Genomic DNA, 22,628 nt, shown 5'->3' on the forward strand with positions numbered 1-22,628 from the left:
CGGAATCATGCTTTATGCCGCGACGTCGTCTTCGATCGCCTCGAATTGATCGTCGGGCGCGCCCCAGACGACGATGCCCGGACCGAAACGGACGTCAAGGCGCTTCGCGCCGTCGCCGGCCGTCCGCAGCAGCCGGTACGAACACATGACGGCGCCCTGCGCCTCGGAGGGGAGATTCAATCTTTGCTTCAGGGGCGAAGCAGCTTTCAGGCGGACTTTTTGACCGGCGTGCACAATGATACTCCTTGCGGGCGTATCGAACCTTTCGCGGACAAGCCCCCGGGCGATGCGCCCCAAGTCCGGAAAGTTTCGCCAAAAAAACGTCAACTTTCATCATATTGTCGCAACGCAACATCGCAAGTGAAATTCGCGGCGCCGGCCAAAATTTGTGCATTCTAAGAATGGACCAACTAAGAATGGGCCAAGGCTTCCGCGGCGAGCCGGCGGGCCAAAGGCGTGATTTCCTCGCTGAACCACGGCCTGCGCCGTAACCAGCCGTTGTTGCGCCAGGATGGATGCGGCAAAGCGAGCAGATGCGGCTTGAGCTCGATTCTTGCCGCGCAAAGACGGACGACCTCCTCGAGCGAGGCGCCCCTGGGCAGCGGCCGGCCGAGCCGCGCGCTGTGATACTCCTGCGCCGCGCGGCCTACGGCAAAAATGGTCTCGATCTGCGGCGCCAGGCGGAAAAGCGCATCGTGCCAGGAGGCGCGACATTCGCGGCGCGGCGGCAGGTCGCCTCCCTTGGCGTCCTGGCCGGGGAAGCAGAAGCCCATGGCGGCGACGGCAATCTGCGACGGATCGTAGAATTGCTCACGGGTGACGCCCATCCAGTCGCGCAACCTTTCGCCGGAAGCATCGTTGAAGGGCAGGCCGGTGGCGTGGACCCGCGTCCCGGGCGCCTGGCCGGCGACAAGCAGGCGCGCCCGGGCGGAGATTTGCAGGACGGGGCGCGGCTCATGGGGCAGCGGCGGCCCGAACGGGCGCTCGACGCAGAGGCGGCAGGCGCGAATGCGCGCTACCAGGGCGTCGAGGTCGTCGGAGCCGGCCAAGGTCACGCGGCTGCGCTCGGGCGCGCGGAAACGTCGGCGCGCCAGCGCGCGAAATGGATGAGATCGTCGGGAAAGACAATGCGCGCGGGCTTGGCGAAATCCGCCGCGACCAGGGCCGTTATATCGGCGATGGAAAAGGCGTCGCCGGCGAGAAAAGGCCGCCTGGCGAGTTCGGAATCGAGAAATCGCGCGAAAGCGACCGCGCGCGGACGGTTCAACGCGACGAGTTCGGGAATCTGCGGTTTTTCCATTTCCACCATCGCCGGATGGCTGTGACGAAAGGCCCAGGCGATGGGGAAGAAAAACTCCAGTTCGGCGCGGCGCTGCCACATTTCCACCCGCGCCTTTTCCAGCGGATCGCGTCCAAACAGCGGCGGGTCGGGCTGGATTTCCTCGAAATAGCGGCAGATCGCGACGGTCTCGCTCAGGAATTCGCCGGAGTCGAGTTCAAGAACCGGAATGCGCTGAAGGGGATTGATCTCGGCGAAGGCCGGATCCTTCTGCTCCAGTTTCGCCAGATCCACCGTTTCTTTCGGGACGGAAACGCCCTTTTCCGCGAGAAAGATGCGAACGCGGCGGGGGTTGGGCGCGACCGGGGAATCGTAAAGCTTCATGACGGACCTCGGCGAGAAGCAGCGAGGATGGAGCCGGCGGCGCGCCGCTGTCAATCGCCCGCCGGCGCCGCCAGTCCGCCATTTGCAGGGCTGCAAAGGCTTTTAGCCGTCGCATCAGCCGCTCATTAAGCTTTTTCGGTCAAGTTGGAGGGGGACGCGCAAGCGTTCGCGTCAGTGTGTGCGTGAAAATTTACCGGCATGTCCGAAGTCACCGCAGAAATGATCGCCCGCGGGCGGTTTGCCGAGGCCGGCGCTCGTGAGCGGCGCCGCATGGCCGGCCGCATGCGCGAGGCCCGGGAGCGGCTGACCTCATCCGGCGCCGGAAACGTGCGCTTCGACGTCGAACTGTTGCGCCTTTACGCGCGCAGCCGGCGCGCCGCCATTCTGCCGCAAGGCCTGTTGAGCATCGCCGTCGGGGTGATGACCGCCCGTTGGCTGCCATTGACCCTGGTGGGCGCATGGCTGGCGCTCGTTCTCAGCACTCTGACCTTGGGCTGGGTGCTGGCGCTTCGCTTCCTCGGGCTGGACAAGACCGCGCAAAACCCGCGCCAATGGCGGTCGCGCTTCGTCCTGGCCGCGGCGGCCGACGGTTTCGCCTGGGCGACCTTCGCCTTGCTGATGAGCGGCGTCGACACGCCCTGGGCGATCGCTTACGTGATGGTCGTTTTCATGCTCGCCGGGGCGATCCACACGGTGGTGGCGGCTTTCGTGCCGGAAGCGGTCTATGCGGCGCTCGCGCCCAATGCGCTGGCCATCGTGCTTTACATGCGCCCGACCGTTCTCAACAGCCCCAACGCCGCCCTGACCCTTCTGAGCTGCGCGACCCTGCTCTATTTCGCCGCCCTCGCCCGCCGCATCTACGCCGGGCAGGTCGGAACGCTCGGCATCCAGGCCGAGAAGGATTCGCTGATCGCCGAACTGGAGCAGGCCAAGGCCAATTCGGACGAGGCCCGCCGCCGCGCCGAGGAGGCGAGTCTCGCCAAATCGCGCTTCCTCGCCACCATGTCGCATGAGCTGCGCACGCCGCTGAACGCAATCCTGGGCTTTTCGGAGGTGATGAAAAGCGAATTGTTCGGCCCGCATTCGGTCGAAGCCTACCGCGACTATTCCAACGACATCCACGCCAGCGGCCAGCATCTGCTGATGCTCATCAACGAAATTCTCGATCTCTCGCGGGTAGAGGCCGGGCGCTATGAGTTGAAGGAAGAAGCCGTCCTGCTCTCCGGCGTGATCGAGGACTGCCGTCACCTTTTGACCCTGCGCGCGAAAAAACGCGGCGTGCTGCTGACCGAGATCATCGAACCGGACATGCCGCGCCTGTGGGCCGACGAACGCGCCGTCCGCCAGATCGCCCTGAACCTTCTGACCAACGCGATCAAATTCACGCCGCAGGGCGGGCAGGTCACGATCAAAGCCGGCTGGACCATGGCCGGGGGCCAATATTTCTCGGTGCGCGACACTGGGCCGGGCATCCCGGAAGAGGAAATCCCGGTCATCATGTCGTCCTTCGGGCGCGGCTCGATGGCGCAGAAAAACGCCGACGAGGGCACCGGCCTCGGCCTGCCCATCGTCAAGGGTCTCGTCGAGCTTCACGGCGGAACATTCACCTTGCGCTCGAAATTGCGCGAGGGCACCGAAGTGATCGTGGTCTTCCCGCCCGAAAGGGTCATGGCCGCCCTGCCCCAGCTCGATCCCGTCGCGCCGCCCGCCGCGCGCCGCCGCGGCGCCGCCTGACCGGTCGGGCCGCTTTTGGGGAGAGCGGCGGGGGTGGAAATCGATTCGACGGGGTGGAAACCCTTCGGATTCGCGAAAAATGTTCTTGTTTTGTTTTCACGTGAAACATCCGCGATGACTCCTTGCGCCGAGTTCGCTTAAGGACTCAAAGGCGCCTATTCGAATAAGATATTGTTCTGACGCCATATTCGTCGCTGCGCGCGAAGGGAAAACCGGCGCGCGCGCGCCGCTTCGCCGGGTGCGAAAATCCGCTGGCGGCGGGAGGTTCGCGCACAACCGCGCGGTTGCAAGGGGTGAAAATAGCCGTTTTTTTGCGCGAAAATGGCGCGAATTTGCAAAAAATCGCGCGCTTTTTCACTGTTTTTTCCTGCCATTTTGCAACCGATGATTGAATTTTTTCGCTGTGCGGGGGCCGCCGGACACAGCGACGGCGGCGAAAGCCCAACCGACCCCAGCGCCGCCGGTTCGAGCCCATCCTGCCGCTCCTCTGCACCCTTGCTGCAATTGGTGAATTCGCATCATGTCCCGGGAAAACATGAATGACGCAAAACGGCGGATTGCGGACCGCCATGAGCGCCGCCAGCAAGGGCAGGATCGCGCCATGAACGGAAATTCCGCGTTTGCGGAACGAACCCGCGTGTTCAGCGGATAGAGGCCGTTTACGAAGCACAATGAAACTGCGGCCTTGTCAATCTGAAGCTGAGCCTGCGGATCGCCTCTGCTCTATGTTTTCCATCCAAAACAAACCCAAAGGCGCCTGCTATTCCAAGAGGCGCTGTGAGAGCGTATGGTGCTCCGACTATCCGCGAAATCCATGCAATGAGCCATCGATATTCTTGCCCTTCAACATCAACCCGGAAGGCGCGGCAGCCGTGCTTTCGGTCGCGCCAGCAAAGAAACGATAGCTAACGGCGGAGGCCCACCGCATCCAGAGGGCCGTTCGATCCCACCTGAATTGGCGAATTCGAATCATGGCGGCAACGAATGATCAGACCGTCACCGTGTTCGGCGGAACCGGCTTCCTCGGCCGCCGCATCGTTCGGCATCTGCGCTCTCATGGATTTTCTGTTCGGGCCGCGTCAAGGCATCCGGATCGGGGGCACGGATTGTTTGGTCCTGATGATCCGCACCTTCAATCCGTAGGGGCCAACATTTACGACGAACGGTCCGTCGCAGATGCGCTTGCCGGCGCCTACGGCGTTGTAAACGCGGTTAGCCTTTACGTCGAACATGGACAGGAGACTTTTCATTCCGTTCACGTCGATGCCGCCCGACGGATAGCGGCTCAAGCCCTCCGTGCCGGTGTCGATCGGCTTATTCACATTTCAGGAATCGGCGCCGATGCCGCCTCACGATCACGGTACATCCGAAAGCGCGGCGAAGGCGAACTGGCGGTCCGGGACGCCTTCGGCAATGCACTTTTCGTCCGCCCGTCGGTGATGTTCGGACCGGACGACGCGTTTCTCACGACCATCCTCAGGCTTCTCCGCCAGCTTCCGATCTATCCGATGTTCGGCCGCGGCCTGACGAAATTGCAGCCGGCCTATGTGGAGGATGTTGCCGAGGCGGTTGGCCGGACCATGCAGCGAGCGGTAACGCCTTCAATGATCTTCGAGTTTGGCGGCCCGCGCGTCTACTCTTACGAGGAGTTTCTTCGGGCCGTTGCGCACCAAGCTGGACTTGCGCCACGACTGATTCCAATCCCGTTTGCCGTTTGGAATGCGCTTGCATGGGCCTCCGAAATGTTCCCAACCCCGCTCCTCACGCGCAATCAAGTGGAACTGATGCAAATCGACACCGTGTCATCGCCGGAGACGCCAGGATTTGTTGAACTTGGGATTTCGCCGCACTCGGTCGAGGCAATACTCCAGAAGATGCTGTCGAATTGCGAATGATAGAGGCTCCTCGGTTAATCCGCTGCAACGGCTGACGGTTCGCGCGCGACATCCGCGCGCAGCCAGCCATCCGACGTCCGAGATGGGTCAACATGAGACGGTCGCCGACCCGATCAGGAAGGTCGGCAACGAGCCGAACGCAGCCATCTGGCGAGGCCGTCAAGTGGCGGGTTTCGACCACTCGCGGTTCCCATCAACGTGAACCGCGCTTCACGCGTCCTTATTGTCCACGCCGGCCGAATCGAACGTCGCCATATCCTGATGGCAGGCCAGTGCCGCCTTGACCAATCCGATCGCCAGCGCCGCGCCGGAGCCTTCGCCGAGCCGCATGCCGAGGTCGAGCAGCGGCTTCTTGCCGAGCTTTTCCAGCACTTTCGCATGGGCGCCCTCGGCCGAGACATGGCCGGCGAGGCAATGGTCGAGGCTCGCGGGATCGAGGGCGTGGAGCACGGCTGCCGCCGCGCAGACGACATAGCCGTCGAGCAGAACCGGCGTGCGCTCCATGCGCGCGGCGAGAATGGCGCCCGCCATGGCCGCGATCTCGCGCCCGCCGAGCCGGCGCAGCAATTCGAACGGGTCGTCGAGAAAATCCTTGTGCAGGGCCACGGCGCGGCGCACCGCGTCCGCCTTGCGCTTCAAACCTTCGTCGTCGACGCCGGTTCCGCGCCCGACCCAGTCCTCGGCCTCGCCGCCGTAAAGAACATGATAGATCGCGGCGGCGACCGTGGTGTTGCCTATGCCCATTTCGCCGAGCGCCAGCAGGTCGGCGCCGCCGGCGATCGCCTCCATGCCATAGGCGATGGTCGCCGCGCATTCGCGGGACTCCATCGCCGGAGCTTCGGTAATGTCCTTGGTCGGCATGTTGAGCGCGAGTTCGAAAACCTTCAGCCCGGCGCCGTTGACGGCGCAGATCTGGTTCACCGCGGCGCCGCCGGCCGAGAAATTCGTGAGCATCTGCGCGGTCACGCTCGGCGGATAAGGCGAGACGCCCTGGGCGACGACGCCGTGATTGGCGGCGAAAACCACGACCGTCGGGCGATCGAGCTTCGGCTCAGGCCGCCCCTGCCAGGCGGCGAGCCATTCGACGATCTCCTCCAGACGGCCGAGCGCGCCCGGCGGCTTGGTGAGTTTTATGTCGCGCGCGCGAACCGCTTCGACGGACTCCATCGAAGCCGAAGGCATCTGGGCGAGCAAAGCGCGGAAGGCGTCGAAGGGATGTTCGGCGGAAGGGTCTTTTTGCATAGGTCACGAATTCGAGGCGGCGCGCGCTCAAGGAGAAATTTCACGAGGCGCGAGGGTCAGGCCACGCGTTCGCGCAATTCGCGCGGCAGGGGGAAGGACACGTCCTCGGTGGCGGTGGTGATGGTGTCGAGGATCAGCTCATATTTCTCGGCGAGGGCGTCGAGGATTTCCTCGACCAGCACCTCGGGCGCCGAGGCCCCGGCGGTGACCCCGATCGCGGCCACGCCTTCAAGCAGGCTCCAATCGATGTCGGCCGCGCGGGGAACGAGCTGGGCGCGGCGGCAGCCATGGCGCTCGGCTACTTCCCTCAGACGCTGCGAATTGGAGGAATTGGGCGAGCCGACGACGATGAAGGCGTCGACCTTGCCGGCGATTTCCTTCACCGCCTGCTGGCGGTTGGTGGTCGCATAGCAGATGTCCTGCTTGTGCGGCTCGACGATCCGGGGATATTTTTCGCGCAAGGCGGCGACGACTTCCGCCATGTCGTCCATCGACAAAGTGGTCTGGGTGACATAGGCCAGAGGCTCGTCCGGCGAAAAGGTCAGGCGGGCGACATCCTCGGGCTTCTCGACCAGGACGACCGCGCCCTCGGGTAACTGGCCCATGGTGCCCACCACTTCGATATGGCCCCGATGACCGACCAGCACGATCTTGCGGCCGCGGCGGAAATGGATTTCGGCCTCGCGATGGACCTTGGTGACCAGCGGGCAGGTGGCGTCGATCGCCCGGAGATTGCGCCGCCCGGCCTCTTCCGGCACGGATTTCGGCACGCCATGAGCGGAAAAGACCACCGGCGCGGCGCCGTCGGGAACTTCGGCCAGATCCTCGACGAAAATCGCGCCCTTGCGCTTCAGCCCCTCGACCACATAGCGGTTATGGACGATCTCGTGGCGCACATAAATCGGCGCGCCGAATTTGCGCAGGGCCTGTTCGACGACGTCGATCGCGCGAACGACGCCGGCGCAAAAGCCGCGCGGCGCGCAGAGATAGACATTGAGTTTGGGCTTGTCGCTCATCCGGAGCCTCTGGGGATCGCGGGATTGTTGTGGGCGCCCTCCGCCGCGATGTCAAGCCACGGACCCGGGGCGCAAATTCGTTTCCCGCGCCGCCGTTTCGCCTCTATCCTTCCTTAAGCCGTGCGGGCGCGGCGAATCGTCGCCTTTCTAACATCTCCAGCGGGCCACATGCCGGAACTGAGCAGCGAGACGAGCTTCCTCGTCCCGATCCTGATTCTTCTTGCCGCAGCGATCCTTTTCGCGCCCTCGTTCCGCTTCGCCGGGCTCGGCTCGGTGATCGGCTATCTCGTCGCCGGCCTCGCCATCGGCCCCTCCGGACTGGGGCTGATCCACGACCCCCGGACGACCCTCAACATATCCCAGCTCGGCGTCGTCCTGCTGCTCTTTCTCATCGGCCTGTCGCTGAAACCCCAGCGGCTTTATGCGCTTCGCCGCGACATTGGCCTGATCGGGGTCGGCCAGATGGTCTTCACCGCCGCCCCCCTGATCGTCGCGGCGCAACATTTCCTCCATCTCAACATGTTCGGGGCGCTGGCGGCGGGGCTGGCGCTCGCCTTTTCCGCCACGACCATCGCCATGCAATTGCTGGAGGAGCGCGGCGACGCCCAGACCGGCTACGGCCGCCGCGCCTTCGCGGTCCTGCTGGCGCAGGACATAGCCGTCGCGCCGGTTCTGGCGCTCATTCCGCTGCTCGGCGGCGGCCCCGCCTCGGGTTCGCTCGCCGGCTCGATGCATGACGCTTTGCTCCATATTTCATGGGCCTTCGCGGCGCTTTCCTTCGTCATCCTCGCCGGCCATTACGCGCTCAATCCCCTGTTCCGCCTGCTGGCTCGGGCGGGGGCGCGTGAAATCCTCACCGCGGCGGCTTTGTTCATCGTGCTCGGCGCGGCGGTGCTGATGCAGGCGGTCGGCATGTCGATGGCGCTCGGCGCCTTTCTCGCCGGACTGCTGCTGTCGGAATCGAATTTCCGCCATCAGCTCGAAGCCGATATCGAGCCCTTTCGCGGCCTGCTGATGGGCCTGTTCTTCATGTCGGTCGGCATGTCGGTGGATATCGGCCTGGTCGGCGAAAGGCTCGGCCTGCTCGCGGGGGCGGCGCTCGCCATTCTCGGGGCGAAACTCATCATCGGCTTCGTCCTGTTCCGCCTGACCGGCTCGTCCGCCCGCGATTCCTTAAGCGCGGCGGGCGTCCTCACCCCGGCCGGCGAATTTTCCTTCGCCATTTTTCCCCTCGCCGCGGGGGCTGGCCTGATGTCGGCGGCGGAATCGAGCCTGCTGTCGGCGCTCGCCGCGATCACCATGGTCGCCGGGCCGTTCTTCGCCAAGGCGACGGAACGCGTCGCCGCGAAATTCGAGCGCCGCGCGCCCCCGCCCGAAGGCGCCGGCGAACCGCCGCCGCCGCCCGTTCCCAAGGAGCGGCGTGGCAACGTGCTGGTGATCGGCTTCGGCCGCTTCGGCCAGATCGCGGTGCAGCCGCTGCTCGCCGAGCGCATCGATGTGACGGTGATCGATTCCTCGGTCAAGCGCATCCGCGACGCCGGCAAATTCGGCTTCAAGGTCTATTACGGCGACGGCTGCCGGCTCGACGTCCTGCGCGCGGCGGGCGCGGGCGAGGCGCGCATCATCGCCATCTGCGTCGGCGACCGCGACATCGCCAATGCGATCGTCGCTCTCGCCCGCGACAATTTTCCGGTCGCGAAGATCTTCGCCCGCGCCTATGACCGCATCCACGCCATCGATCTGCTCGAGCGCGGCGCCGATTACCAGATTCGCGAGACGCTCGAATCAGCGCTGAGTTTCGGCGGGGCGGCGATCGCCGAATTGCGCGGCGACCCCGACGCCGGCCGCGAGGCGGTGGAGGCCGCCCGCGCCCGCGACCTCGACCGGCTCGCAATCCAGCAGGCGGGCGGCGCGCCGCCGCCGCCCTTTTTCGCGCCCGACCAGCCGCGCCTCAACCCCGAGCCCCTGGTCAGGCCGGCCGGCAAGTCGCAGGGCCTGACCCCGGAAAGCCGGGACATCGTCGAAGGCGCCGCCGAATGAGAAATTCTTAATAATTTCGAATGGCCGCGTCAGGCCCTTGTCTGGCGCAAATCCTGCTTATATCGGATTTTTGTTGGCGAAAACGCACGCCGCGATCCCTATGGCGCGCGATTGCGGCGCCCGCCGCAAAGGTTTATCAACGCCGTCGCCGCAGCGAGGCGCCTCCCGGCGCCGGATTCCCATCTACAGACGGCCTGGCTTCCGCCGGGCGAGAAACTCCTTGTGAAAGCCGCACATGGCGCGTGACCTTAACGATGAACAGGTGATCTCGTCGCGCGACGAACTGGTCGGCTGGCTGGAGGACGGCTGCAAGCCGGAGGGGCCGTTCCGGATCGGGACCGAGCACGAAAAAATTCCCTTTTACCGCGCGGATTGTTCTCCCCTGCCCTATGACGGCCGCCCCGAACTCGGCGGCGCCGGCGTGCGCGCTTTGCTCGAAGGGCTCCAGGCGGCCTCGGGCTGGGAACCAATAGAGGACGCCGGCGCCTTGATCGGGCTTTACGATCCCGCCGGCGGCGGCGCGATCTCGCTGGAGCCGGGCGGACAGTTCGAGCTGTCCGGCGCCCCACTCGACGATGTCCATCAGACTCGCGCCGAACTGGACGCCCATTTCGCGGCGCTCGCCCCCTTTTGCGAGCGGTTCGGAGTCGATTTCCTCGATCTCGGCATGAGCCCCCTGTGGCGGCGCGAGGAGACGCCGGTCATGCCCAAGCAGCGCTACCGGATCATGGCGCGCTACATGCCGAGCGTCGGCGGTCTCGGCCTCGATATGATGTTCCGCACCTCCACCGTGCAGACCAATCTCGATTTCGCCTCCGAAGCCGACATGGTCGCGAAAATGCGGCTGGCCTTGAGCCTGCAACCGCTTTTCACCGCGCTGTTCGCCAATTCGCCTTTCACCGACGGCAAGCCCAACGGCTTCCTCTCCATGCGCTCGCAGATCTGGACCGACACCGATCCCGACCGCACCGGCATGCTGCCCTTCGTGTTCGAGCCGGGCATGGGTTTCGAGCGTTATGTCGATTACGCGCTCGACGTGCCGATGTATTTCGTCAAGCGCGGCGACGTCTATCATGATGTCGCCGGGGCCTCGTTCCGCGACCTGCTGGCGGGAAAGCTGCCGCAATTGCCGGGCGAATTCGCCACGATCTCCGACTGGGCCAACCATCTTTCGACGATTTTTCCGGAAGTGCGTCTCAAACGCTATATGGAGATGCGCGGGGCCGACGTCGGGCCGCGCGCCCATATCCTCGCCTTCACCGCGCTTTGCGGGGGCCTGTGCTACGACCGCGAGGCCAGCGCCGCGGCCTGGGATCTGGTGAAGGATTTTTCCGCGCAGGATCGTGACGATCTGCGCAAGGCCGCTCCGCGCACGGGCCTGGCGGCAAAAATCCGCGGCCGCAGCCTGCTGGATCTGGCGCGCGACATCATGCCGCTCGCGCGCGCGGGACTGGAACGCCGCATGCGCCTCGACCAGCACGGCCGGGACGAAACTCAATATCTCGCGGTTTTGGAAGAGATCGCGGCGACGGGCGAGAATCTGGCGCAAAAGCGGCTGGCGCTCTATCACGGCGCCTGGAAGGAGAGCGTCCTGCCCGCTTTCCGGGAATGCATTTACTAAAAAGCCCGGGAAGCCTTACATCCCACCGAACGCCATGGGCTTCAGGCGCAGGCGGCCTTCCGGCTGGGCGCTTTCCGCATTGCGCTCCAAGTCATTATTGCGCTCCATGTAATTGGCGCGCGCCGGACCGGACGCTGGCGGACGGGCGGCCGGAATGCGGGTTTCGCCGCTGAATGACGGCCGCGCCAGCACGAAAGGCGCGTCGAATTCGAAAAAACCCTCCGCCGCGAAGGCGGACGCCGGCGCCAGCGCCATAAGCGTCAAAGCCGTCCAGCCGAACAGCCGCCGCGCGGCTGACGGTTCCCGAATCTTCCCGGGCATCCCGAATCTTTCTGTCATGGACCGTTTTTGACCCCAACATGATGGCGAGATCATGTCGGCGGGGCGGGACGACCGGTTCAGCCGCGCCAGTCCCCGAGTACGGCCTGGACCAGCGCCAACGCGGCGACGGCGGCGGTGTCGGCGCGCAGCACGCGCGGACCAAGCGAAATGCGCGCGACAGGAGCAATTCGCGCCAGGCGTGCGCGTTCGGATTCGTCGAAGCCGCCTTCGGGGCCAATCAGGACGGCGAATTTGGCAAAATCCGCGCCGGCCTCGCGCAGAGCGTCGAGCGGGTCGGCGATTTCCGCCGCCTCATCGCAAAAAATCAGCAGCCGGTCCTGCGGCCAGTTCCCGAGCGCCGCCTCCAGGCTTTCCGGCTCCAGAACTTCGGCGAGGGCGAGCAGGCCGCATTGCTCGGCGGCCTCGACGACATTGGCGCGCATCCGGTCCAGGTTGACCCGGCTCGCCTGGGTGCGGCGGGTCAGAACCGGGCGCAGCCGCCGCGCGCCCATCTCCACCGCCTTTTGCGCCATATAATCGAGTCTTGCGTGTTTCAGCGGCGCGAACAGATAATCGAGATCGGGCAGGCCTTCCTGCGGCCGGCTTTGCGCCTCGATTCTAAGGACAGCGCCTTTCCTGCCCTGCGGCGCGAGCGTTGCGCGCCATTCGCCGTCGCGGCCATTGAAGACCAGAAGTTGCGCGCCTTCGCCGAGCCGCAGGACATTGACGAGATAATTGGCCTGTTCGCGGGTGAGTTCGACCAGAGCGGCGGCGGCGAGCGGCGCCGCCAGCCAGAGGCGTTGGGTGGTGAAATCCAGGCGCGACATAGTTTGCGACACAGTTTGCGACATCGGTTCGCGGCGTCAGTTCCGGGCGGGGAGCGAGAGGTTGAACTCCACCGGCGCCGGTCCGGCGATCGTCACGCGCAAGGGCGCCTCGGGCCGCATCCTTTTGGCGGGATGCTGGACCAGGGTCAGGAGAAAGGCGTTCTTGGCTTTCGCCGGTTTGACGTCGAAATAAAAGCCGTCAGGCGGCTCGACGAACAGGTCGCGAGCCTCGCCGCCGAGAATCGCGACCCGCCATTGCGGCTTGCCGCCGGCGGGCGGCGCCGGCTCGACGCTGGCCTGACTCGCCGCGGTTTCGCCGTCGAGCGGCTTGGGCACATCCTTCATCGCGCTTTCGAGCAGCGCGCTGTCGGGCGCCTGAGGCTGAGGCGCGAGGACCTCGCTCAACTGGGCGTGAACGGGAATGCAGATCTTGTCGCAGACCGCATAATCGAGGCGAAGGTCGAGCGTCACCGGCTTTTGCGGATCCGCCGGCGTCACCCGGATCGGGAAGGCGACCTGATGCTGGTAACCGATAGCGAGCGAGCCGTCCTCGTCGATCCGCGCCGGCTGGGGATAAAGAACTGCGGCGCCGTCGAGATTGTCGGAGCCGGCGAAATCGAACGTCGGCGGCGCGCCGGCTTCGCCCGGATCGCGCCAATAGGTCACCGCCGCGCCCGCCAGGCGGATCTGCGCCACGGCATAGCGGGCGCCATTGTAAACGCCGCCATCGACCAGCCGCGCCTCGGATTTCGGCCCCGCGACCCAATCGCCCGCCCGCGCGGCGCCCGTGAGGGCCAGCGCCAGCGCGGCCGCCATTGTGGCGCGGCGGAGGATCGACGACGATGGGGCTTCACTTTGCGCGTTCATCCTTTAGCATGTCTCCTGAAGCCGTAGCGCCGGCGTCCGACCTTCCCGCCGGACGCGCCGGGCGCGGAGCAAGGGCGCGACAGTGAATACGACAGAACCCAATCCATTTCTCGAAGGCAAATGCCTCGTGGCCATGCCCAGCCTGCAGGACGCCCATTTCAACCGATCGGTGGTCTATGTCTGCGCTCATTCCGAGGAAGGAGCGATGGGAATCATCGTCAACCACCCCGCGCCGGGCGTCAATTTGGTCGATCTTCTCCTGCAACTCAAGGTGATCGATTCGGGCGACGCGACGCGCCTCGCCGAATCCGTCGGCGACCAGCGCGTCCTCTCCGGCGGGCCGGTGGACGCGAGCCGCGGCTTCGTCCTCCATTCAGCCGATTACCGCGCCGAGGACGCCACCATGGCGATCGACGATGGCGTCTCGATGACCGCGACGCTCGACGTCCTGCGCGCCATCGCGCATGGCCAGGGACCGCGAAAGGCGGTGCTGGCCCTGGGCTATGCCGGCTGGTCGCCCGGCCAGCTCGAAAAGGAGATCCTCGCCAACAGCTGGATGATCTGTCCGGCCGATCCCACCCTTTTGTTCGACGCCGAGCACGAAGCCAAATATGAACACGCGCTGGGGGCGATCGGGGTCGATCTGAGGTTTTTGGCCGACGAGGCCGGCCACGCCTGACGGGCGCCCGGGCCCGTCAGGCCGTTGTCGCCGACAGGCGCGCACATGGCGTCGAAGCTGTCGCCGCCGATCAACCCCATTCGCCCCATTGGCGCGCCGGACGCCGAGCGACAGGTCCCGTCCATTCATGCGCTTATTCGGAGCTTGTGGCCTTCAACACGTCAGAGCTCCAAATTTTTATGGCTTGATGTTGGAACAAACCTAGTTGTAGCACGTCGAATATAGATAGCCTCGTCCGGCCAAAAAGCCGACATGCACTTTGCCAAGCGTCAGAAAACGTTTGCAGTGAGGCGTTACTATAAAAAGCGGAAAATAGCCGTTGCTCAATGACGCTATGTCTATTGCATTTCTTTCTTTATTCGCCTTCGCGAGGAAAGCAATCCCGAGCCCGGATGCCGCCCCACCGTGTGAAACGGCCCGAATCGAGAAAAGGGAAACCCCATGAACCGCACGAAATCCGTCCTCCTCGGAACAATCGCCGTCGTGGGCGTGGCCGGCGCCGCGGCGATTTATCTGAAATGGGACGAATTCGTTCCGATCGCCGCGATGGGGATCAATTATGTGCGCTACGCCTCGGCGCCCAAGGGCAAGTTGACGGTCGAAATGGCGCCTGGCGCGAAGCCGGCGGCTTCCCCGGCCGCGGGAGCCCAGCCCCCGGCCCGCGGAACAGACGATTGGACGAGCTACAACAAGACCCTGACGTCCAACCGCTTCTCGCCGCTTTCAGGCATCAACAAGGCCAACGCCGGACAACTGAAGCCGCTTTGCACCTATGACACCGGCCAATACACCGGGTTCAACACCGGCCTGCTTGAAGTCAAGGGATCGCTGCTGTTCTCGACCGAATATGACATTTTTTCCATCGACGCGAACACCTGCCAGTTGAAATGGCGCGTTCACGAGAATTACACGCCGGCTACGCCGCAGGATGTGAACCGAGGCCCCGCTTTTCTCGACGGCGCGGTGTTTCGCGGGACGCAGGACGGGCGGGTGCTCGCCTATGATTTCAACACGGGCGCCAAACTCTGGGAAACCCGCGTCGCCGATCCGAAAAAGGGTGAAAGCACGCCCGCCGCGCCGATCGCCTGGAACGGATTGGTGTTCATCGGCAATGCCGGCGGCGACATCAAGGGCGTGAAGGGTCGCATGTACGCCCTCGACGCCAAGACCGGCAAGATCGTCTGGGAATTCTATCTCGTGCCCAGACAGGCGGACGACCCGGTGCGCGGGCCGGAAGGCGCCTCGCCGCTCGATCTCTCTACGTGGAAAACGCCGCCAGGATCCCCGATCACCGGCGGCGCGACCTGGACGTCCTACACGCTCGACCCGGACAAGGGCCTGCTCTATGTGCCCGGCGGCAATCCCGCCCCCGATTTCGCGGCCGGCATGCGCGAGGGTTCGAATCTCTATACGGGTTCGGTGGTGGTGCTCGACGCCAGAACCGGGGCCTACAAGTCCCATTTCAAGATCGTGCCCAAGGATTGGCACGACTGGGACGTCTCCAGCGCGCCGGCCCTGATCAAAACCGCGAGCGGAAAAAACGTCCTCGCGGTGGCGCCCAAGGACGGACATCTCTACGGCTTCGATTTAAGCGATGCGGCGCTGCTCTATCGCGTGCCGATGACCAAGGTGGAAAACGCCGACGCCGCCTTCGCCGAAGGGCGATCCGTTCATTTCTGCCCGGGGTCGATCGGAGGCGCGGAATGGAACGGGCCGGCCTTCGATCCGCGGAACAACACGATCATGGTCGGCGAGGTGGAATGGTGCACCACCGTCACGCTGCAGTCGAAAGGCCAATTGCAGGGCACGGCGCTCGGCAAGCCGTGGTCGGGAGAGGCGTCGATCAATCCATACAACATGTGGGGCAAGCAGGATCCCGTCTTCGACTGGGCGGGCTGGGTGACCGCCGTCGACGCCGACACCGGGGCCTGGCGCTGGCGCGCCAAATCGAACTATCCGGTGCAGAGCGGCGTGACGCCGACCGCCGGCGACGTCGTGTTCTTTGGCGACATGGGCGGGAACTTCTATGTCCTCGACGCCGACACCGGTCAGAAATTGTGGGGCCGGAAGATCGGCGGCGCCATTGGCGGCGGCGTGATCACCTATGACACGGGCGCGGGCCAGCGCGTCGCGGCCGCGACCGGACTGACGGAAGTGTTGTGGCCGACCGAAATCACCACGGCGAAAGTCACCGTTCTCGGCTTGCCATAACAGAAGCGAAGCGAAAGCGAGACGACTCGATATTCCTTATTGAATGCCGGCGGTGAAAAGCCTGGCCTTTCCCCGTCGGATCAAATAGCCGGCTCCGCCGCCGCGCCCACGAGCTTGCGGGCTTCGGCCGCGCTCAACGGCAGGCCGAAGGCGAAGCCCAAAGCATATTCGCAGCCGATCTGGGAAAATTCGATCACGTCCGATTCGTTCTCCGCGCCATCGGCGATCGCCTCCATGCCGAAATCATGGGCGAGCGTGACCAGCGAGCGCAGCATGGCGGCGCGATTGGTCAAGGCGTCCTGGCGGACGAAGGCGCGGTCGATCCTTATCATGTCGAAGGGAAAACGCTGGAGATAGGCCAGAGACGAATAGCCGGAGCCGAACCGGGTCAAGGCGAGGCCGGAGCCCAGCTCCTTGAGGCGGCCGAGAATCTGAGCGGCATATTCGGGATTTTCCATCACCAGGCCCTCGTTCAGTTCGAGCTTGAGCGAGCCGGGCAGCACGCTGACCCTGGTCAGGACGTTCTTGACGTCGGCGAGCAGGTCATGGCGCAGGATTTGCCGTGAGGAAATATCGACGCAGGCGAAGATCGGCGGATTGACGTCGAGCGCCTTCTGCCAGGCGGCGAGTTCGCGCGCCGTGCGCTGGATGGCGAACAGTCCAAGATCGACGATGAGCCCGGTCTCCTCGGCGAGAGGCAGGAATTCGCTGGCCTCGACCCGGCCAAGCCGCGGATGCTCCCAGCGCAGCAAGGCCTCGAAGCCGGCGACCGTGCGATCGTCGAGCCTCACGATCGGCTGGAAGAACAATTTGATTTCGTCGAGCTCCAGCGCCCGGCGTAATTCGCTTTCCAGCGCCTGCCGGTTCGCGCCCTGGGCGCGCATCGACGGGCGGAACACCTCGATCCGGCCGCCGCCGTCGCGCTTGGCGTGGCGCATGGCGATTTCGGCGTCCTTCAGCATGTCTTCGCGTCGGGGATGCCATTGCGGATCGTAGAGCGCGACGCCGACCGAGACGGAGAGCGGAATTTCGCGATTGGCGAAAGTGATCGGCGTCGAGACGGTGCGGCGGATGCGGTCGGCGAGATGGACGATCTGCTCGGTCGTGGCCGCCGAGGCGAGGATCACCGCGAAAGTGTCGCCGGCGATGCGCGCCAAAGTGTCGCGAGGCTGAAGCAGCCGGCCAAGGCGCCGCGCGACCGTGAGCAGGACCGAATCGCCAGCCGACGAACCGACCGCCTGGATGATGCGGTTGAAACGGTCGATGTCGACGCAAAGCACGGTCGGACGCTTGTCGGCCTCGGCCTCGGCCTGGAGCAGGGCCAGCTCCAGCCGGTCGAAAAAGATCTCGCGATTGGGCAGGCCGGTGAGATTGTCGTGGACCGCGTCGTGCAGCAGGCGCTCGAAGGCGTTTTTCTGGTCCGTCACGTCGGTGAGCGTGCCGACCAGCCGCACCACGTCGCCCTCCGGCCCCACCACCGGGCGGGCGCGCAGGCGGAACCAGAAATAATGACCGTCGCTGGCGTGGAAGCGGAAATCCTGGGCGATGCGGCCGCGCCGCTGTTCCAGAACGGTGTCGAGGCAGGTCCGGTAGCGGTCGCGCTCCAGCGGATGCAGCAGGCTGAGCCAGGACGAGGCCGGCCCTTCGAGTTCGCCGCGCCGCACGCCGAGCTGCTCCTCGATCTCGGGGCTGACAAAGATGCGGTCGTTGATGACGTCCCAGTCGAAGATGATGTCACTGGCGCCGGTCAGGGCCAGCGCTTTCCGCTCGACATCGCTGATCGCGCCCATGGCGACGCCGCCGGAGGCGAAGGCGCTTTGCATGATGGTGAAGCCGATGAGCATGACGAGCAGCACCAGACCGCCGAGCAGCGCTGGCGAGGCGAGGTCGTTGGCGATCGAACCATTGACGATGAAGCCCGCCGCCGCGACCCAGACCACCAGCAGGAGCCAGGTCGGGATCAGCATCACCGCGCGCTCGACCCCATGGGTGGCGAGATAGATCACCAGAATGAAGCCGACGCCGGCGGTGGTGGCCAGCGAAATCCGGGCGATGCCGGCGGCGATCGGCGGATCGTAGACCGCGAGGCCGACGAGAGCGATCAGGAAGGCGATCCACACCACCGCGACATGGGAGGCGCGGACATGCCAGCGTCTGAGGTTGAGATAAGCGAACAGGAAGACGACCAGGGTCGCGGCGAGGACGGTTTCCGCGCCGGCGCGCCAGATGCGGTCGGCATTGACCTCGGTGCCGAAAATCTTCGCCCAGAAGCCGAAATCGATCGAAATATAGGCGAGCACCGCCCAGGCGAGCGCGGCCGCGGCCGGGAAGATGACCGCGCCCTTGACGACGAAGACGATGGTCAGGAACAGGGCGAGCAGGCCCGCAATGCCGATGACGATGCCTTTGTAGAGCGTCAGGTCGGTGGTCTTGTCCTTATAGGCGTCCGGCTCCCACAGATAGAGCTGCGGAAGCTTGGGCGTCTTCAGCTCGGCGACATAGGTGACGGTCGCGCCCGGATCGAGGGTGATGCGGAAGACGTCGGCGTCGTCCACGTCCTCCTTCTCGGGGGGAATGCCCTGGCTCGCGGTGATTTCGGTGATCCGCTCCGAGCCGAGATCGGGCCAGATCACGCCGGAGCCGACGAGGCGGAAATGGGGCGCGACGATCAGCCGCTCCATCTGCTCGTCGGTGTCGTTGGTAAGGGCGAAGACGATCCAGGAGGGATGGGCCCCCGCGTCGCGGGCGTGGACCTCGATGCGGCGAATGATGCCGTCGGGGCCAGGAGCGGTCGAGACCTGGATACGGTCGCCCTGGTTGGAATATTTCTCGACCCAATGCGTCAGATCGATCGCCGGGGCGTCCGGCGGCACGCGCACCGATTCCACCGCCTGCGCCGGGCCGGGCCCGAACAGCGAGAAAAGAAGCGGCAGCAGCAGGAGAACGAGACGAAACGGGCGCAAGCGACTTTCGAGCGGAAGTTGGTGTCAACGGCTGCGGAAGGCCGCAAGGGCTTTTCGCAAATATCGCCGCAATTTCCTAGCCCGGAAATGCTCGGCCGGCGAGAGGCCCGCCGTGCTCCAGCTTGATGTCGAAACTGTGACCATGGGATTTATGGCGCTCGCTCCGGCAGCGCGTTCCCGGGCTGGTCGCCGCGCAGAAAATCGCGCTCCAGCATGGCGAAGAGGAGATGGTCCTGCCAGGCGCCGTCGATCAGGAGATAGGCGCGGGCGTAGCCCTCGCGCTGGAAGCCGAGCCGCTCCAGCAGGCGGCGTGAGCGCTCGTTCTCGGGGGCGCAGGCCGCCTCGACCCGATGCAGCCCCATTTCGAGAAAGGCGTGGCGCAGCAGCGCCCGCACCGCCTTGGTCATAAAGCCCTTGCCGGCATATTTCTCGCCCATCCAATAGCCGAGCGTCCCGCATTGAGCGACGCCGCGGCGCAAATTGCCGAGCGTGATCCCGCCGAGAAGAGCGTCGTCGCCGGCGCGGAAAATCAGAAAGCCATGGCTCTCGTCCTCGGCCCGCTCCTGGTCCTGGCGCAGGATGCGGCGCAGGAAGGCGGGCCTGGTGAGGTCGTCGAGCGGCCAACTCGGCTCCCAGGGCGTCAGAAAGGCGCGGCTCTCGCCCCGCAGCAGCCGCCAGGATTCGAAATCGCCCGGAACCGCGGGGCGCAGATAGAGGCCTTCGCCCTCGATGCGACTGGGAGACGTCTTCTTGCGCGAAAGTCCGAACAGATTCATGGCAGATTCACGGGGGCCGACGGCGGGAATGGAGCCTGATTAGCATGTTTGTCGGCGACTTTCGACCGCTTCGCGTCAAACCCCGGCGAGCGCCGCGGCGACCTCGGCCGCGCCCGGCGCCTTGCGGGCCGCGCCGAGAATCGCGACAGTCGGGGCCGAGCGCAGCATGGCGGCGCCCGCCGCGCGGACCTCGTCCAGGCTCAGGGCGTCGATCTTGCCGATCATTTCCGCGCGGGTCAGGACCCTGCCGAAGATCATGGTCTGGCGCGCGATCTGCTCGGCCCGCGCCGACGAGCTTTCGAACGCGGTCAGCAGGCCGACCTTGGTCTGGGCCTTGGCGCGGACGAGATCGGCCTCGTCCAGGCCATGAGCCGCCTCGGCGAGGCAGGCGAGGCCGACCTCGACCAGTTCGCGGACCTGGCGCCCCGAGGTCGCGGCCTCGAAGCCGAACAGGCCGGAATCGAGGAAAGGCCAATGGAAGGAGGATATGGAATAAGCAAGCCCGCGCTTCTCCCGCACCTCCTGGAACAGAGGCGAGGCCATGCCGCCGCCGACCGCATTGGCGAAAATATGGGCGGCGTAATTCTGTCCATCGGCATAGGCGCGGCCCTCGAAGCCGATCACGACCTGGGTCTGCTCCAGTTTCCGGGCGACCAAAGCCTCGCCGCCGACATAGGCCGCGGGGGCCGCGGCCACGGGCGGCGCCGCCGCCAAACCGGCGAACAGGCGCTCCGCCTCGTCGCGCGCCTGCGCATGATCGACCGCCCCGGCGGCGGCGACCACCACCGAGCGCGGCGCGTAATGGCGCTGGAGATAGGCCCGGATGGCGTCGCGATTGAAGCCGGCGACCGTCTCGGGCGTGCCGAGAATGGCGCGGCCGATCGGCTGGCCGGGGAAGGCGGCGGCGTTGAACAGGTCCATCACCCATTCGTCGGGCGCATCCTGCAGGGCGGCGATTTCCTGCAAAATCACGTCCTTCTCGCGCTCCAGCTCCCCGGCGTCGAACAGGCTCTCGGTGAGAATGTCGGCGAGGACGTCGAGGGCGAGGCCGCAATCCTCGCGCAGCACCCGGGCGTAATAGGCCGTGCTTTCGACGCCGGTCGCGGCGTTGAGATCGCCGCCGGCGCTCTCGATCGCCTCGACGATGGCGCGGGCGCCGCGCCGCCGCGTGCCCTTGAAGGCCATATGTTCGAGCAGATGCGACAGGCCCTGCTCCGCCTCGCTCTCGTTGCGCGAGCCGGCGGCGACGAAGACCCCGAGCGAGGCGGTCTCAAGCCCCGGCATGGCGTCGGTGACGACGCGCAGGCCCGAAGCGAGCGTGCTGGTCTCAACCGTCATGTTTTTCAGTCACGGCGCGGGCGCGGGCGCGGATGAAAGATGCGACGGCGCCGGCGTCATTGGGCAGGACGTCGAAGCGCTCCTTGCGCTCGAACAGATCGGCGAGATGGGCCGGCAAGGGCGCGGAGCGGCCGGTCGCCGCGCGCACGGCGTCGGGGAATTTGGCCGGATGGGCGGTGCCGAGCGCCACCATGGGCGTCGCCGGATCATGCGCCAGATTTTTCCGCGCCACATGAACCGCGACCGCCGTATGCGGGTCGAGCAGGACCTCGCATTCGCGCCAGACGCGCCCGATCTCGGCGGAAGTCTCCGCCTCGTCCGTGCTGCCGGCGGCGAAATCAGCGCGGATTTTTTCGAGCGCATGGCGAGGAATGTCGAAGGCGCCCGACTGGTCGAGGCGCGCCATCAGGGCGCGCACGGCCGCCGGGTCGCGGTCCAGGGCGTCGAACAGCAGGCGCTCGAAATTGGACGAAACCTGAATGTCCATCGACGGCGACTGGGTCGCATGGACGCCGCGCACCTCATAGCGGCCGGTGGCCAGGGCGCGTGCGAGAATGTCGTTGGAATTGGTCGCAACGATGAGCTTTTCGACCGGAAGGCCCATTTGCTTGGCCATGAAGCCGGCGAGAATGTCGCCGAAATTGCCGGTCGGCACGGTGAAGGACACTTTGCGCAGCGGCCCGCCCAATACGGCGGCAGAGGTGAAATAATAGACCATCTGCGCCACGACGCGGGCGAAATTGATCGAATTCACCCCCGACAGGCCCAGTTCCTCGCGCAAGGGCTTGTCGCGGAAAAAGCTCTTCAGCATCGCCTGGGCGTCGTCGAACGTGCCTTCGAGCGCGATTGCATGGATATTGCCGGCCGCAACCGTGGTCATCTGGCGGCGCTGGACGTCGGAAACGCGGCCGTGAGGATAGAGAATGAAGACATCGACCTGATCGAGCCCGCGAAATGCCTCGATCGCGGCGGCGCCGGTGTCGCCGGACGTCGCGCCGACGATGGTGGCGCGTTTGTTCCGCGCTTTCAGGGCGCGGTCCATCAGCCGGCCGAGCAATTGCATCGCCACGTCCTTGAAGGCGAGCGTCGGTCCGTGGAACAACTCCAGCACGAAAAGATTGTCGCCGATCTGGGCGAGCGGCGTCACCGCCTTGTGGCGGAACGTCTCATAGGCCGCCTCCAGCATGGCGCGAAAATCTTCCCGCCCCAGCGCGCCGTCGAGGAAGGGCGAAATGACAGCTTCCGCGACCTCCACATAGGGTTTTCCGGCGAAGCCGGCGATGGCGTCCCGAGAAAGGCGCGGCATTTTATGCGGCACATAGAGGCCGCCATCGGGGGCAAGCCCCGCAAGCAGGGCTTCGGTGAAAGAGATTTCGGGCGCTTCGCCGCGCGTCGAGAGATAGGCCACTTGCGCTTTCCGTTACAATTCGGGCCA

Annotated in this window: 19 protein-coding genes; 6 read left to right on the forward strand and 13 right to left on the reverse strand. The window is 65.3% G+C overall.

What is annotated here, in order from left to right; all coding sequences use genetic code 11:
• Positions 1–12: 12 nt before the first annotated feature.
• The 3 genes from K2U94_RS18315 to K2U94_RS18325 all read right to left on the reverse strand — a co-directional run bounded on the left by K2U94_RS18315 (position 13) and on the right by K2U94_RS18325 (position 1,663).
• On the reverse strand, positions 13–180 hold the full coding sequence (locus tag K2U94_RS18315) for a hypothetical protein (protein ID WP_243068592.1): 168 nt from the start codon (positions 178–180) through the stop codon (positions 13–15).
• A gap of 230 nt (positions 181–410) precedes the next feature.
• Positions 411–1,055: a uracil-DNA glycosylase family protein gene (locus K2U94_RS18320; RefSeq protein WP_243068593.1), complete on the reverse strand. Its 645-nt coding sequence runs from the start codon at positions 1,053–1,055 to the stop codon at positions 411–413.
• Entirely contained in the window at positions 1,052–1,663 is a 612-nt protein-coding gene (locus K2U94_RS18325) for a glutathione S-transferase family protein (protein WP_243068594.1), read from the reverse strand. Before K2U94_RS18325 ends, K2U94_RS18320 begins: the two co-directional genes overlap by 4 nt.
• Positions 1,664–1,861: 198 nt before the next feature.
• Between K2U94_RS18325 and K2U94_RS18330 the strand changes: the two genes are divergently transcribed.
• The gene (locus K2U94_RS18330; protein WP_243068595.1) at positions 1,862–3,397 is read left to right on the forward strand and encodes a sensor histidine kinase; all 1,536 of its coding nucleotides are present in this window, start codon (positions 1,862–1,864) and stop codon (positions 3,395–3,397) included.
• A gap of 145 nt (positions 3,398–3,542) precedes the next feature.
• On the opposite strand, the gene K2U94_RS18335 is transcribed toward K2U94_RS18330, so the two are convergent.
• Positions 3,543–3,968 (reverse strand): hypothetical protein, encoded by a 426-nt coding sequence (locus K2U94_RS18335; protein WP_243068596.1) that lies wholly within the window; start codon positions 3,966–3,968, stop codon positions 3,543–3,545.
• 400 nt (positions 3,969–4,368) lie between these two features.
• Here K2U94_RS18335 and K2U94_RS18340 point away from each other — a divergent pair, with 400 nt between their 5' ends.
• Complete coding sequence (locus K2U94_RS18340; protein WP_243068597.1) at positions 4,369–5,292, forward strand: complex I NDUFA9 subunit family protein; 924 nt, start codon at positions 4,369–4,371, stop codon at positions 5,290–5,292.
• Between the two features lie 210 nt (positions 5,293–5,502).
• On the opposite strand, the gene cobT is transcribed toward K2U94_RS18340, so the two are convergent.
• Positions 5,503–6,534 (reverse strand): nicotinate-nucleotide--dimethylbenzimidazole phosphoribosyltransferase, encoded by a 1,032-nt coding sequence (gene cobT, locus K2U94_RS18345; RefSeq protein ID WP_243068598.1) that lies wholly within the window; start codon positions 6,532–6,534, stop codon positions 5,503–5,505.
• 56 nt (positions 6,535–6,590) lie between these two features.
• Positions 6,591–7,550, reverse strand: a complete 960-nt coding sequence (gene ispH, locus K2U94_RS18350; protein ID WP_243068599.1) for a 4-hydroxy-3-methylbut-2-enyl diphosphate reductase — start codon at positions 7,548–7,550, stop codon at positions 6,591–6,593.
• Between the two features lie 168 nt (positions 7,551–7,718).
• On the opposite strand from ispH, the gene K2U94_RS18355 reads away from it, so the two are divergent.
• Entirely contained in the window at positions 7,719–9,590 is a 1,872-nt protein-coding gene (locus K2U94_RS18355; RefSeq protein WP_243068600.1) for a monovalent cation:proton antiporter-2 (CPA2) family protein, read from the forward strand.
• 235 nt (positions 9,591–9,825) lie between these two features.
• Positions 9,826–11,211 (forward strand): glutamate--cysteine ligase, encoded by a 1,386-nt coding sequence (locus K2U94_RS18360; RefSeq protein ID WP_243068601.1) that lies wholly within the window; start codon positions 9,826–9,828, stop codon positions 11,209–11,211.
• A gap of 15 nt (positions 11,212–11,226) precedes the next feature.
• Here the strand turns inward: K2U94_RS18360 and K2U94_RS18365 are convergent, their stop codons facing one another.
• From K2U94_RS18365 to K2U94_RS18375, 3 genes are all read right to left on the reverse strand, one after another.
• Positions 11,227–11,532: a hypothetical protein gene (locus K2U94_RS18365; RefSeq protein WP_243068602.1), complete on the reverse strand. Its 306-nt coding sequence runs from the start codon at positions 11,530–11,532 to the stop codon at positions 11,227–11,229.
• A gap of 77 nt (positions 11,533–11,609) precedes the next feature.
• On the reverse strand, positions 11,610–12,359 hold the full coding sequence (locus K2U94_RS18370; RefSeq protein WP_243068913.1) for a 16S rRNA (uracil(1498)-N(3))-methyltransferase: 750 nt from the start codon (positions 12,357–12,359) through the stop codon (positions 11,610–11,612).
• Between the two features lie 36 nt (positions 12,360–12,395).
• On the reverse strand, positions 12,396–13,226 hold the full coding sequence (locus tag K2U94_RS18375) for a protein-disulfide reductase DsbD domain-containing protein (RefSeq protein ID WP_243068603.1): 831 nt from the start codon (positions 13,224–13,226) through the stop codon (positions 12,396–12,398).
• Positions 13,227–13,308: 82 nt separating this feature from the next.
• On the opposite strand from K2U94_RS18375, the gene K2U94_RS18380 reads away from it, so the two are divergent.
• Complete coding sequence (locus K2U94_RS18380; protein ID WP_243068604.1) at positions 13,309–13,905, forward strand: YqgE/AlgH family protein; 597 nt, start codon at positions 13,309–13,311, stop codon at positions 13,903–13,905.
• 441 nt (positions 13,906–14,346) lie between these two features.
• A complete protein-coding gene (locus K2U94_RS18385) occupies positions 14,347–16,116 on the forward strand; it encodes an outer membrane protein assembly factor BamB family protein (RefSeq protein WP_243068605.1) in 1,770 nt (589 codons plus the stop codon).
• 80 nt (positions 16,117–16,196) lie between these two features.
• On the opposite strand, the gene K2U94_RS18390 is transcribed toward K2U94_RS18385, so the two are convergent.
• From K2U94_RS18390 to thrC, 4 genes are all read right to left on the reverse strand, one after another.
• A complete protein-coding gene (locus K2U94_RS18390) occupies positions 16,197–19,079 on the reverse strand; it encodes an EAL domain-containing protein (protein WP_425332536.1) in 2,883 nt (960 codons plus the stop codon).
• Positions 19,080–19,228: 149 nt separating this feature from the next.
• Positions 19,229–19,855 carry a GNAT family N-acetyltransferase gene (locus tag K2U94_RS18395; RefSeq protein ID WP_243068606.1) on the reverse strand — a complete coding sequence of 209 codons (627 nt, stop codon included), beginning with the start codon at positions 19,853–19,855 and terminating at the stop codon, positions 19,229–19,231.
• A gap of 75 nt (positions 19,856–19,930) precedes the next feature.
• Positions 19,931–21,193, reverse strand: a complete 1,263-nt coding sequence (locus K2U94_RS18400; protein WP_243068607.1) for a M16 family metallopeptidase — start codon at positions 21,191–21,193, stop codon at positions 19,931–19,933.
• Positions 21,183–22,601, reverse strand: coding sequence for a threonine synthase (gene thrC / locus K2U94_RS18405; protein WP_243068608.1), 1,419 nt, complete (start codon positions 22,599–22,601; stop codon positions 21,183–21,185). The genes K2U94_RS18400 and thrC overlap by 11 nt, the downstream gene beginning before the upstream one ends.
• Positions 22,602–22,628 lie beyond the last annotated feature (27 nt).

Source organism: Candidatus Rhodoblastus alkanivorans (assembly GCF_022760755.1).
Taxonomy (GTDB): Bacteria; Pseudomonadota; Alphaproteobacteria; order Rhizobiales; family Beijerinckiaceae; genus Rhodoblastus; species Rhodoblastus alkanivorans.